Genomic DNA, 13168 nt, shown 5'->3' with positions numbered 1-13168 from the left:
AACTTTCGTTAGCTTTTTTTTACATACCAATTGGAATCCAGAAGGGATGCTTATCAACAGTAAATTTAATATCAAAATTATTGTTTCCTAATTCTTCGCCGTCCATTTGACCTTGTTCGGGTGAATAACTGGTTAATCTGTAGCTGGAGTTTTGCGTGTGCCAAACATTTTTATCATTCAGATGTGAGCCATTGCTGAATAATTCAACGAACAATTTGATAAACGTCCATCCAGAAATTTTGTGTACGACAACTAGGTCTAGTTTTTGATCAAATGGTGTCGCCAATGGATCTATTGCTACACCCCCGCCAAAGTAGGGATGATTAGTGGCTGAAACAATGTAGGCATCTTCAAAGTGCTTAGTTTCACCGTTAACTGTAACATCAAGTGGGAAGGCGTCTTGATTCTTGATAACTGTTACCAAACTAGAAACATACGCTAATGTTCCAAGTTTCATCTTATTGAGCAAGTCTTTTCGTTTTGAATGGTTAGTCTCATAAACGGTGTATGCGTCTAATCCAATGCCAATATTGTTAACAAAGTATTTAGTTTTATCAGTGAATTCAGCTTTTCCAACATCAATAATTTTAGGAGAATTCATAGCCATGATCTTTTGAATTAGAATATCTGGATTTTGCTTGCGTATCTTGATACCGCGACTAAAATCGTTTCCTGATCCACCAGGGATATATCCAAGTGGAGTATCTGGTTTGCTTGATTCACGAATGCCGTTTAAAGCTTGATTGAGTGTGCCATCTCCGCCTAGAACGATAATTCTTGCATCAGGTGCCAATGAGTTGGCTAATTCTTTAGCAACCCTGACACCATCACCATTTCGTTTGGTAGTGTGTATTTCGTAACTGATCTTGTTTGAGTCAAGATATTTTGTAACAGTCTTCCAAATATTGAGTGATTGACCATTACCAGCTTTCTCATTCAAAATAATTTCTAATTTACTGACTTTTGCCATGAAAAAAATTCCCCTTAAAATTAAAACTATGTTTCCATTAAATCACAAAATTTATAATTCAGTAAACAAAAAAGCCGTAGATTTTAGTAATCTACGACTTTTTACTATTAAATTTAGATTGAAGTTGAAATCAGCATTGGTAAGATAACAGGATTTCTAGCTGTACGTTTGTACAAGAATTCTTGTAATCCTTCAATGATGATACGTTTTAGAGCGGCTTCTGTGACTTTGTTATCTTCGTCATCAAATGCATTCTTGATAAGATGGAAGACACGTTTTTGTGCTTGATTGATCAATTCTCCGGATTCGCGCATGTATACGAAACCTCTAGATAGAATATCAGGACCAGCTAAAACGATGTGCTTTTGATAGTCGATTGTTGCAACGACTACGACCATTCCTTCTTCAGAAAGAACTTGACGATCGTGGATAACAACATTACCAATATCACCAACACCTTTACCATCGACATAAACGTCTCCAGCAGGGAAGTGTCCGGCAACGTGTGCTGAGTCTTTTGTCAAAGCAAGCACATCACCATTTTCAAGTAAGAATGAATGATCCAATGGAACATCACACAATTGCGCTAATTCTGTATGGATCTTCAACATTCTGTATTCACCGTGAATTGGCATGAAGAACTTAGGCTTCATTAAACGAAGCATCAATTCTTGTTCTGTTTGACCACCGTGACCAGAAGCATGGATATTATTAACCTTACCATGAATAACTTCGGCGCCAGCTTCAGAAAGTTGGTTGATCAAGTGGTTAACACTGATTGTATTACCAGGAATAGGGTTACTTGAGAAAATAACTGTATCGCCAGGTTGAATTGTGATCTGACGGTGAGTACCGTTAGCAATTCTACTCAATGCGGCCAAAGGTTCACCTTGTGAACCAGTACATAGAATCAATGTTTCATTGGCAGGAGTACGGTTAAGTTCGTGCGGATCAATAATCATTTCATCAGGGATATTTAGATATCCTAATTCACGACCATTAGCAATTGCTTGTTCCATACTTCGTCCGAAGACGGCAATTTTTCTACCTTGTTGCATCGCTGCATCAACAGCTTGAGAAACACGGTAGATATTTGAAGCGAAAGTGGCAAATATAATTCTGCCTTGAATAGTTTCGAATATTTGGTGAATTGTTAGACCAACTGAACGTTCAGACTTAGAAAATGTTGGTATTTCAGCGTTTGTACTATCAGATAGTAAACAAAGAACGCCTTCTTGTCCAAGTTGGGCCATACGTTGCAAGTTTGGTGCAGGTAATCCGGCAACAGGTGTTAAGTCAAACTTGAAGTCACCAGTTTCAACGATGATACCTTGTGGTGTATGTACAGCAACACCGAGTGTATCAGGAATTGAGTGAGTTGTTCTGAAGAATGAGACACTAAGTTTAGGAAACTTAACGACTGTATCTTCATTGATGACATTCATTTTTGTTGATTTAAGCAATCCATGTTCTTCCAACTTACCATTAATCAATGCACAAGCTAATGGACCGGCATAAACAGGTATGTTTGGAAGTTGTTGTAATAGATAAGGAATACCACCAATGTGGTCTTCGTGACCATGGGTGATAAACAATCCCTTGATCTTATCTTGATTCTCGACTAAGTAACTGTAATCAGAGATAACATAGTCGATACCTAGAAGTTCATCTTCTGGGAATTTAATACCGGCATCAATAATGACAAGCTCATCTTGATATTGAACACCGTACATATTTTTACCGATTTCGCCAAGGCCCCCGATGGCAAAAACGGAAACTTCATTATTTTTTACTTTTACGGTCATTAATTAAAACTCCGTAAGTTTGAAATCAGGACTTTTTTTCTCATATTCTAGATGTTCTTCATCCAATTCTTGAATGAACTCAATATGATAGTCCGTATTATTCTCAACTGCTTGACGAACGATGATGCTTGAATCAGCGTCCATGTAGAGTGATTTTGTAGATTCACGACGGGGGTTATCTAATTCGCTTTCTTGGTACAAAACTTTATAAATCAATAGTAATTTCTCCTTTAAATAAGCCGCAATCGGCATAAGAAGTCAGTAATTGCGGTTCCATTTTTTATTTCAAATTAACGAAACGTATGCTTCGTCATTGTATTTACCAGTCCATTTGGTTGAAATATCAACAGTTAGCACAATTTTAACATATATGATGTACTAAGTATACTTACTTAACCTTGATATGAGTGGAACTACGAGATGACAACAGTGCTTGGATCGATGTTAAAAGGCTTCTTTTTATTGATCTTGTCATAGTACAAATGTCCATTCAAATGATCGATTTCATGTTGGCAAACGATAGCAGGGTAGTCTCTTAATCTCAATGTTTGAGAATTACCGTCGAAGTCATCATATTTAATGGTAATACGATCGGAACGTGGAACGAATCCAGTTACATCTTTATCAACTGATAGGCATCCTTCACCTTCAGATAGAGCAGCGTTTTGAACTGAATTTCTAACAATAACCGGATTGATCAAAGTAATCTTGAGCAATGGATCATCAGGATCGTCATCATTTGGTACTAATACTGATGCCATCATTTTTGATACACCAACTTGTGGTGCGGCTAAACCAACGCCAGCTCTTAATTGATGTTTTTCGGCAAATTTTTCATCTTGACTATTGATCAAATATTCCATCATATCGTGAGCCAATTGCTTGTCCTCATCACTAAGTGGGAATGTTACCTTTTTAGATACTTGTCTTAAAACGGGATCGCCATCACGGACGATATCTTTCATTAAATACATATTTTCCTCCAAAATAAAATGATGTGTTCTGTTTAATTAAATTAACTATTTCTTCTATTATAAATTAATTTCCTGAAAATTTTGAGTAAAACGAAGAAAAACTTTAACTTGTCACTAAATTTGTTATTTTTAGGTGTCGTTTTACTAGGAAATTATGCATTGTCCATGATAAACTTTGAATTGTATGTTAGCGCTATCAATAAGATCAACACAATTGGAGGACAAGTTATGAAACTTATCGATTATGGTGTTAGAGAAGATGAGAAGCAATACATTGAGGAGTGGTCAGAGGACAATAATATTGAAGTTAAAATATTGTCAGAACTGTTAACTCCAGAAACAGTGGAACTTGCCAAGGGATTCGATGGAGTTGTTGCGTATCAACAATTGCCATACGATCCGTCTATCTTTGACAAAATGAATGAGTACGGTATCCATGTTCTTTCGTTGAGAAACGTTGGAGTTGATAATGTTCCAATTGACGCACTAAAGAAAAATGACATTCGATTGACGAATGTCCCAAGTTATTCACCTGAAGCTATTGCTGAATATTCAGTAACAGGGCTGATGGCATTATTAAGAAATCTTAAGCACATGATTCGCAAAGTAGATCAACACGACTTCGATTGGGCACCAGATATTGGACGCGAATTAAATCAGTTAACAGTCGGAGTCGCCGGGACCGGAAGAATTGGACAGGCAGCAATTAAGATATATGAAGGTTTTGGAGCAAAAGTCATTGCCTTTGATAAATATCGTAATGAAGAACTGGATAAAAGGGGATTGTACGTTAATTCACTTGATGAATTGCTGAAACAATCAGATGTGATTACATTGCATTTGCCAAGTCTAGGGATTGGAAACACTGTCATTAATTCGAAGACAATTTCAGAAATGAAGGACAATGCGATAGTTGTTAATACTGGTCGTGGAGACCTAGTTAATACGGCTGACTTGTATGAGGCTGTAGTGTCCGGCAAGCTTTATGGGGCAGTATTGGATGTTTACGAAAATGAAGTAGGAATTTTCAACAATGATCTTACGGACCAAGATTTAGAAGATAAACTACTAGAGAAAATGATCAAAAGCCCTAGGATCATAGTTACACCACATATTGCTTTCTATACAACCAAAGCAGTTAAGAATATGGCAACAGTATCTCTTAACTCAATGGTGGATGAGTTAAACACTGGTAAATCAACAACGGAGATTAATTTGAATAAATAGTTAACATTTTCACAAACTTTTCTGAAAATATTTTTCACGTAAATAGCGGAATAACCTTGTTTTTTCGTACATCAATGGTAGACTAAAAATATATGAAAGCCCTTACAGTTTCACAAGGGTTAAGTTTCTTTATGAAAGGACTGTGGAGAATGGCAAACGAACCAATTGTTGATTTTGAAGCGATAAAAAATGATTTAACAAATGTACCGAAGCCAATTCAAGTTTTAAATGAAAACGCTGACGTAGTTGATCAAGAAGTTTTTGATTCATTTTCTGATGATGACTTAGTTGAATTTATGAAGAAAATGGTATGGGAACGTGCTTTGCACGAACAAACAATGAATTTCTCACGTCAAGGACGTATGGGATTCTATGCACCTACTGAAGGTGAGGAAGCATCTGAGATGGGTACTGTTTTGGCAATGAAGAAGCAAGATTACTTATTGCCAGCATATCGTGATGTTCCTCAATTAATCCAACACGGGGCCACTGTTACTGAGGCATATCTATGGTCAAGAGGACATGTAATAGGCAATAAGTTCAAGGCTCGTTCATTAATGCCACAAATTATTATTGGTGCTGCATATAATGAAGCTGCCGGTGTTGCCATGGGTATTAAGAAGAACAATGAAGAAGATGCTATTGCATTCACATATACAGGTGATGGTGGTACTTCTCAAGGTGATAGTTATGAGGGTATGAACTTTGCTGGAGCATTCCAAGTTCCCGCATTATTCATTGTTCAAAATAACGGATTCGCTATTTCAACACCTCGTAAGAAACAAACAGCTGCTCCAACATTAGCTCAAAAAGCTGTTGCTGCTGGTATTCCAAGTGTACAAGTTGATGGTATGGATATCTTAGCTTGTTATGCTGTAGCAAAAGCCGCACGTGACTATATCACTGCTGGTAATGGACCTGTAATGATTGAAACACTTACATATCGTTATGGTGCTCACTCAAGTGCTGGTGATGATCCTAAGCGTTACAGAACAAAGGAAGATACACAACCTTGGTTCGAAAAGGATCCACTTATTCGTCTAAGAAAAGTTCTTGAAGACAAAGGATTATGGTCAGAAGAACAAGAAGACAAATTAGTTGATGAATACAAGGCATCATTCAAGGATGCTATTAAAGAAGCCGACGCTGTTGCACCTGACAAGGTTTCAGACATGTTAAAACGTACTTTTGAAATTCCAACTCCGGAAATGAGAAAAGAAATTGAAAAATTTGAAGCAAAGGAGTCGAAGTAAAGATGGCAAAGAAAACCTATATTCAAGCAATCACTGATGCTCTAGATATTGTCTTGGAAGACGATCCAAAGACATTGATCTTCGGTGAAGATGTTGGTAAAAACGGTGGTGTATTTAGAACCACACAAGGCCTTCAAGAAAAATACGGTGAAGATCGTGTCTTCGATACTCCATTAGCTGAATCAGGTATTTTAGGATTAGCTACAGGTTTAGGATTAACTGGTTGGCGTCCAATTCCTGAAATTCAATTCATGGGATTCTCATTTGAAGCTGTTGACCAAATTGTTGGACAAGAAGCAAGAATGCGTTTCAGATTCGATGGAACAAAGACTTCTCCAGTAACAATTCGTACACCTTATGGTGGTGGTACACATACTGCTGAAATGCACGCTGATAACCTTGAAAATTACTTCACAGGTACACCAGGTTTACGTGTTGTTATGCCAAGTAATCCATATGATGCTAAGGGACTATTGATCTCATCAGTTGAGAACAACGATCCAGTTCTATTTATGGAGAACTTGAAGCTATATCGTTCAATGAAAGACGATATTCCAGATGGCAAATATACTGTTCCTTTGGACAAAGCAAATGTTGTTCGTGAAGGTAATGATATTACTATTGTTGCATATGGTGCAGAAGTTAATGAATCGATTAAAGTTGCAGACAAATTAGCAGAAAAGAATATTTCAGTTGAAGTAATTGATTTAAGAACAGTTTCACCAATTGATTCAGAGACAATTTTCAAGTCAATTGAAAAAACACATAAAGTTGTAATCGTACAAGAAGCACAAAAGATGGCTGGAGTTGGAGCACAAGTTGCTTCAGCAATTGCCGAAGGTGCTGTACTTTCGCTTGACGCACCAATTGGTAGAGTGGCTGCTCCAAATAGTGTTTATCCATTTGCCCAAAGTGAGGATTATTGGATTCCAGGCGCAGATGAAATTGAAGAAAAAGTAAACGAAATTCTTAATTACTAAGGCTTATAGATAGAAAGGAAGGATTCCAGCCATGGCTTATAAATTTAAACTACCAGAATTAGGCGAAGGAATGGCAGAAGGTGAAATTGCTAGCTGGCTTGTCAAAGAGGGAGACACAATCAAGGAAGACGATTCGATTGTTGAAATCCAAAATGATAAATCAGTTGAGGAATTACCTTCACCCGTATCAGGTACTGTTAAACAAATCGTTGCTCAAGAGGGCGACACAGTAGAAATTGGCGATACCTTAATCGTTATTGATGATGGATCACCAGACACAGGAGACGATGAAGCTCCTAAAGCTGATGCTAAGGCAGAAGAAACACCTGCACCTGCCCCTGCTTCAAATGCTGAACCAGCAGCTCCAGCACCAAAGGCAGAAGCAACTGGTTCAGCAAACAAGAACTACTTGGCAATGCCATCAGTTCGTCAATATGCAAGAGACCAAGGTGTTGACTTGTCATTAGTTACACCAAGTGGCAAACATGGTCAAATCAGTAAGTCTGATGTTGATTCATACAAAGCTGGAGCACCAGCATCAACAGCTTCTGCTGAAACTGCCGCACCAGCTGCATCAGCAAAGGCTGCTGGTCCAGCAGTTAAACCATACAAGTCAGATGAACCAGAACTTGAAACACGTGAAAAGATGAGTATGACTAGAAAAGCTATTGCTAAAGCAATGCGTAATAGTAAAGACATTGCTCCACACGTTACAAGTTTTGATGATGTTGAAGTATCAGTCTTGATGGCTAACCGTAAGAAGTACAAAGCAATTGCTGCTGATAAAGGTATTAAGTTAACATTCTTGCCTTATATCGTTAAAGCATTGGTTGCTGTAATGAAAGAATATCCAGAATTCAATGCATCAATTGATAATGCAACTGACGAAATTGTCTACAAGCATTATTACAATGTTGGTATTGCTACAAATACAGAACATGGTTTGTATGTACCAAATATCAAGAATGCTGATTCTAAGGGAATGTTCGAAATTGCCAAAGAAATCAGTGAAAATACCCAAGCTGCTTATGACAACAAGCTAAATGCTAAGGCAATGTCAGGCGGTTCAATCACTATTAGTAACGTTGGATCAATCGGTGGCGGCTGGTTTACACCAGTTATCAACCAACCCGAAGTTGCTATTCTAGGTGTTGGTAAGATTGCTAATGAACCATATGTTGACGAAGATGGCAACATTCAAGTAGGTAAGATGTTGAAACTATCATTGTCATATGATCACAGATTAATTGATGGTGCTTTAGCACAAAACGCATTGAATCTATTAAAGAAATTATTGCATGATCCAGACATGTTACTAATGGAGGGTTAGTTATGGCAGAGAATGTTATTGAAAAGGATACCGTTATTATTGGATCAGGCCCTGGTGGTTACGTTGCCGCTATTAGAGCTTCAGAATTAGGACAAGATGTTACGGTTATCGAAAAATCAGATACAGTCGGTGGTGTTTGTCTAAACGTTGGATGTGTTCCATCAAAGGCACTTATCACAGCTGGACATAGACTACAACAAGCCAAAGATTCATCAACTTATGGTATTACTACAAGTGATGCAACTATTGACTTCGCTAAGACACAAGCTTGGAAAGACGAAAAAGTTGTTGCTCGTATGACAAGCGGTGTTGAAATGTTACTTAAGAAACATCATGTTGAATTGATCAATGGTGAAGCTTATTTGGATAATGACAGTCAATTACGTATTATGCCAAGTGGCCCTCGTCAATTCATGGACAATGGTGGTGGTCAAACTATCAAATTCAAGAACTTGATATTGGCTACAGGTAGTCGTCCAATTGAAATCCGTGGATTCAAGTTTGGAACACATGTTATTGACTCTACAGGTGGATTGAACTTGCCAGAAGTACCAAAAGAATTCGTCATCATCGGTGGTGGATACGTTGGTACAGAATTAGCTGGAGCATATGCCGACTTAGGTGCACATGTAACTATTCTTGAAGGATCACCTTCAATTATTCCTAACTTCGAAAAAGATATGGTATCAATTGTTAAGAAGAACCTTGAAAAGAAGGGCGTAACAATTATTACTAATGCCATGGCTAAGAATAGTGAAGAAACTGACAATGGCGTTAAAGTTACTTATGAAATTGATGGAGAACCAACAACTATTGAAGCAAATTACTGTATGGTAACTGTTGGTCGTCGTCCTAATACCGATAATTTTGGTCTCGAAATGACAAATGTTAAGTTGACAGATCGTGGCTTGGTTGAAGTTGACAAGCAAGGACGCACATCAGTTGATAACATTTGGGCTATTGGTGATATTGTTGCTGGACCTGCATTGGCTCACAAAGCATTCTTTGAAGCTAAGACAGTTGCTGGAGCAATCTCTGGCAAGAATACTGAGAATGACTATATCGGTGTTCCTGCAGTCTGCTTTACTGATCCAGAGCTAGCTAGTGTTGGAATTACACAAACAGAAGCCAAGGACAAAGGAATTGAAGTAAATGTTGCTAAATTCCCATTTGCTGGTAATGCTCGTGCCGTAAGTTTGGATGCTGCTGAAGGATTCGTTAAATTGATTGCTGACAAAGAAACTGGCACTCTATTAGGTGGACAAATTGTTGGACCTGGTGCTAGTGACCTTATTTCTGAGTTGAGTGTAGCTGTAAATTGTCAACTAAATGCCGAAGACATCGCATTGACAATTCACCCACATCCAACTTTGGGTGAACCAATTCAAGAAGCCGCCGATATCTTGATTGGATATCCTACACATATTTAATGTAAAAAACACTTAAGCGATGCAATTGCATCGCTTTTTTTGATATAGTGGAGGTATTGAAAAATAATTGTCAATGAAGGGGAGATCATACCAATGCAAGATAATTACAGTTATCCATTGAATCCGGATTGGACTCAGGATGAGATTGTCGATGTTATTGCGTTGTACAATGCAGTTGAAACGGCATATGAGCACGGAATCAAACGTGAGGAGTTCTTACAGAAGTATCGATCTTTTCAGCAGGTCGTCCCTATGAAGATGGAACAAAAGCAATTGGACAAAGATTTTGAGTTTGAATCTGGATATTCAATTTATCAGGTTTTTAAACAGAGTCAGAAAACTTCAAGTAATGGGAAAGTCAGGATTTATAATGGAAATAACAGCTAAAGCGATAGATGCATTTGTTGTGAATGTATTGGAAGAAGTTGGCAGAAGTTTGGTAATAGATACTACCAAAGACAAATTGGTTGATACTAAAAGAGATCGAAATGATTTAGTAACCAATTTTGATAAGTCGACTGAGAAGTTTATTGTTTCCATGATCAAAGAAGCGTATCCAGAATCTACCATTGTTAGTGAGGAAGGTTTTGGAGACGATGTTAAGAATATGGATGGATTGGTATTTTTTGTTGACCCGATTGATGGTACGATGAATTTTGTTAAGCGTGGGGATGATTTTGCTTCCATGATAGGTGTCTATTTAGACGGTAAGCCGTTCATTGGAGGAATTATTGATGTTATGCAAAACAAAGTTTTCCACGGTGGACCAAATTTTGGAATTTACTGTGATGACAAAAAAATATTGAATCCGGAAAATAAATCATTACGTGATGGTTTGATAGATATAAGTGCACGAATGGTACTGAGTGATTTTCTCAATACTAAGGAGGTTGTGAAGAATAGTAGCGGCCTAAGAGTGTACGGTAGTGCGGGAATTATTTTTGAACATTTATTATTAGGTAAAGAAGTTATGTACATGTCATATTTGGCTCCGTGGGATTTAGCAGCTGGTCGAGTATTGTGTGAAGGTGCAGGTTTAGAGGTCTCAAGTGTTGACGATGACCCCGTAAATATGCTAAAATCACAAGTCGTAATAGCTGGCACACAGAAAGTTGTTTCTGAAGTGCTTAAGACGGTTAAAAATTGTGACTGAACTGTGAATTACAATCACAGTTTTTTTATTGCAAATGATTATTATTGTCGTTTATGGAAGGAAGAAATACTTTGACTGAAAAAAGAAGAGAAGATATTAGAAATATTGCCATTATCGCCCACGTTGACCACGGTAAGACTACCTTAGTTAATGAAATGTTGAAACAATCAGATACACTTGGCGAACATTACCAAATCCAAGATCGTGCTATGGATACTAACGCTATCGAAAAGGAACGTGGTATCACAATTCTTTCAAAGAATACTGCTGTTGATTATGATGGCAAGAAGATTAACATTTTGGATACACCAGGACACGCTGACTTCGGTGGTGAAGTTGAACGTATCATGAAGATGGTTGATGGTGTTCTACTTGTTGTTGATGCTTATGAAGGAACAATGCCACAAACACGTTTTGTTTTGAAGAAGGCCTTGGAACAACACCTTACACCAATCGTTGTTATCAACAAGATTGATAGACCAGGTGCTCGTCCTGAAGAAGTTGTTGACGAAGTTCTTGAATTGTTCATCGAATTAGGTGCTGATGATTCACAACTTGATTTCCCTGTTATTTATGCTTCAGCTATCAACGGAACATCAAGTTACGATTCAGATCCTGCTAAACAAGAACACACTATGAACCCATTGTTTGATACTATCCTTAAGACAATTCCTGCTCCTATCGATAACTCAGACGAACCATTACAATTCCAAGTTGCCCTACTAGACTACAACGATTACGTTGGTCGTATCGGTATTGGACGTGTATTCCGCGGAACAATCAAGATTGGTGATAACGTTACAGTTATGAAGCTTGATGGTTCAACTAAGAACTTCCGTGTAACTAAGATCTTTGGTTTCATGGGTCTAGATCGTGTTGAAGTTCAAGAAGCAAAGGCCGGAGACTTAATTGCTGTTTCTGGTATGGAAGATATCTACGTTGGTGAAACTGTTTGTCCAGTTGACCACGAAGAAGCTCTACCATTGCTACGTATTGACGAACCAACACTACAAATGATGTTCCTACAAAATAACTCACCTTTCGCTGGTCGTGAAGGTACAGAAGTTACTGCTAGAAAGATTGATGAACGTTTAAGAAGACAATTGCACACTGATGTTTCACTAAAAGTTGAAGATACTGATCAAGCTGGTGCTTGGATGGTTTCAGGACGTGGTGAACTTCACTTGTCAATCCTTGTTGAAGAAATGAGACGTGAAGGTTTCGAATTACAACTATCTCGTCCAGAAGTTATTTACAAGAATGTTAATGGCGTAAACAGTGAACCATTTGAGGAAGTTACAATTGATACTCCTGACCAATATGTTGGTTCAGTTATCGACTCAATGTCACAAAGAAAAGGTGACATGAAGAACATGGAAAGTACTGGAAATGGTCAAACTCGTTTGATCTTCTCAGCACCTTCACGTGGTTTGATCGGTTACTCAACAGAATTCTTATCAATGACTGGTGGTTATGGTATCATGAACCACACATTCGAAGAATACAAGCCAGTAGTTAAAAACTGGGAACCAGGTAGAAGAACTGGTGCTTTGGTTTCAATCAACCAAGGTCCTTCAACTACATATAGTTTGCAATCAGTAGAAGACCGTGGAAAATTATTTATCGGTGCTGGTGTTGAAGTATACGAGGGTATGGTTGTTGGTGAAAGTAACCGTGATCAAGATATCGCTGTTACTGTTACAAAAGGTAAGAACCTTACAAATACTCGTGCTGCTGGTAAAGACCACGCTGCTGCAATCAAGACACCAAAGGAAATGTCACTTGAACAATCAATCGAATTCCTAAACGAAGACGAACTTTGTGAAGTAACACCTAAGAGTGTTAGATTACGTAAGAAGATCTTAAGCACAAACGAACGTAAGAAGTATGACAAGCAAAGAAAGATGTCTAAAAAGGCTTAGAGCGTTTTGAAAGGCGTTAAAAACATGAGCATTACCTAGGTTATTGAGGTTGCCAACGTAGTTGGTGACATCAATAAGCGTAGTAAGCGCAGTGTTTTGCCTTTCGTAAACGCATTTCAAAGGG

The 13168-nt window shown here is 38.0% G+C and carries 12 protein-coding genes; 8 read left to right on the top strand and 4 right to left on the bottom strand.

Going from position 1 to position 13168, the window contains the following annotated elements:
- Positions 1 to 19: 19 nt before the first annotated feature.
- From EKM66_RS05985 to def, 4 genes are all read right to left on the bottom strand, one after another.
- Positions 20 to 970, bottom strand: coding sequence for a diacylglycerol/lipid kinase family protein (locus EKM66_RS05985; RefSeq protein ID WP_125762619.1), 951 nt, complete (start codon positions 968 to 970; stop codon positions 20 to 22).
- A gap of 113 nt (positions 971 to 1083) precedes the next feature.
- A complete protein-coding gene (gene rnjA / locus EKM66_RS05980; RefSeq protein ID WP_125762617.1) occupies positions 1084 to 2775 on the bottom strand; it encodes a ribonuclease J1 in 1692 nt (563 codons plus the stop codon).
- 3 nt (positions 2776 to 2778) lie between these two features.
- A complete protein-coding gene (locus EKM66_RS05975; RefSeq protein ID WP_125762615.1) occupies positions 2779 to 2991 on the bottom strand; it encodes a DNA-directed RNA polymerase subunit epsilon in 213 nt (70 codons plus the stop codon).
- Positions 2992 to 3188: 197 nt separating this feature from the next.
- Positions 3189 to 3749 (bottom strand): peptide deformylase, encoded by a 561-nt coding sequence (gene def / locus EKM66_RS05970; RefSeq protein ID WP_125762613.1) that lies wholly within the window; start codon positions 3747 to 3749, stop codon positions 3189 to 3191.
- 228 nt (positions 3750 to 3977) lie between these two features.
- Between def and EKM66_RS05965 the strand changes: the two genes are divergently transcribed.
- From EKM66_RS05965 to typA, 8 genes are all read left to right on the top strand, one after another.
- A complete protein-coding gene (locus tag EKM66_RS05965; RefSeq protein ID WP_125762610.1) occupies positions 3978 to 4976 on the top strand; it encodes a D-2-hydroxyacid dehydrogenase in 999 nt (332 codons plus the stop codon).
- Positions 4977 to 5125: 149 nt separating this feature from the next.
- Positions 5126 to 6229 (top strand): thiamine pyrophosphate-dependent dehydrogenase E1 component subunit alpha, encoded by a 1104-nt coding sequence (locus EKM66_RS05960; protein ID WP_125762608.1) that lies wholly within the window; start codon positions 5126 to 5128, stop codon positions 6227 to 6229.
- A gap of 2 nt (positions 6230 to 6231) precedes the next feature.
- Positions 6232 to 7209, top strand: a complete 978-nt coding sequence (locus EKM66_RS05955) for an alpha-ketoacid dehydrogenase subunit beta (protein WP_125762606.1) — start codon at positions 6232 to 6234, stop codon at positions 7207 to 7209.
- 31 nt (positions 7210 to 7240) lie between these two features.
- The gene (locus EKM66_RS05950) at positions 7241 to 8539 is read left to right on the top strand and encodes a 2-oxo acid dehydrogenase subunit E2 (RefSeq protein ID WP_125762604.1); all 1299 of its coding nucleotides are present in this window, start codon (positions 7241 to 7243) and stop codon (positions 8537 to 8539) included.
- Positions 8540 to 8541: 2 nt separating this feature from the next.
- Positions 8542 to 9969, top strand: a complete 1428-nt coding sequence (gene lpdA, locus EKM66_RS05945; protein ID WP_125762602.1) for a dihydrolipoyl dehydrogenase — start codon at positions 8542 to 8544, stop codon at positions 9967 to 9969.
- A 93-nt stretch (positions 9970 to 10062) separates the two neighbouring features.
- Entirely contained in the window at positions 10063 to 10356 is a 294-nt protein-coding gene (locus EKM66_RS05940) for a UPF0223 family protein (protein WP_125762600.1), read from the top strand.
- Positions 10340 to 11122, top strand: a complete 783-nt coding sequence (locus EKM66_RS05935) for an inositol monophosphatase family protein (protein WP_125762598.1) — start codon at positions 10340 to 10342, stop codon at positions 11120 to 11122. Before EKM66_RS05940 ends, EKM66_RS05935 begins: the two co-directional genes overlap by 17 nt.
- A gap of 71 nt (positions 11123 to 11193) precedes the next feature.
- Entirely contained in the window at positions 11194 to 13044 is a 1851-nt protein-coding gene (gene typA / locus EKM66_RS05930) for a translational GTPase TypA (RefSeq protein ID WP_225426566.1), read from the top strand.
- Positions 13045 to 13168: the final 124 nt, after the last annotated feature.

The sequence above is a fragment of the Companilactobacillus hulinensis genome (genome assembly GCF_003946555.1).
Classification (GTDB): domain Bacteria; phylum Bacillota; class Bacilli; order Lactobacillales; family Lactobacillaceae; genus Companilactobacillus; species Companilactobacillus hulinensis.
This window is presented reverse-complemented; position numbering and strand designations above follow the sequence as displayed.

Bases quoted from the DNA above. Each gene is read 5' to 3' on its own strand.
- EKM66_RS05965 (WP_125762610.1), top strand. From the start codon at position 3,978: ATGAAACTTATCGATTATGGTGTTAGAGAAGATGAGAAGCAATACATT.
- EKM66_RS05940 (WP_125762600.1), top strand. From the start codon at position 10,063: ATGCAAGATAATTACAGTTATCCATTGAATCCGGATTGGACTCAGGAT.
- rnjA (WP_125762617.1), bottom strand. From the start codon at position 2,775: ATGACCGTAAAAGTAAAAAATAATGAAGTTTCCGTTTTTGCCATCGGG.
- EKM66_RS05985 (WP_125762619.1), bottom strand. From the start codon at position 970: ATGGCAAAAGTCAGTAAATTAGAAATTATTTTGAATGAGAAAGCTGGT.
- EKM66_RS05935 (WP_125762598.1), top strand. From the start codon at position 10,340: ATGGAAATAACAGCTAAAGCGATAGATGCATTTGTTGTGAATGTATTG.
- EKM66_RS05955 (WP_125762606.1), top strand. From the start codon at position 6,232: ATGGCAAAGAAAACCTATATTCAAGCAATCACTGATGCTCTAGATATT.
- lpdA (WP_125762602.1), top strand. From the start codon at position 8,542: ATGGCAGAGAATGTTATTGAAAAGGATACCGTTATTATTGGATCAGGC.
- def (WP_125762613.1), bottom strand. From the start codon at position 3,749: ATGTATTTAATGAAAGATATCGTCCGTGATGGCGATCCCGTTTTAAGA.
- EKM66_RS05950 (WP_125762604.1), top strand. From the start codon at position 7,241: ATGGCTTATAAATTTAAACTACCAGAATTAGGCGAAGGAATGGCAGAA.
- EKM66_RS05960 (WP_125762608.1), top strand. From the start codon at position 5,126: ATGGCAAACGAACCAATTGTTGATTTTGAAGCGATAAAAAATGATTTA.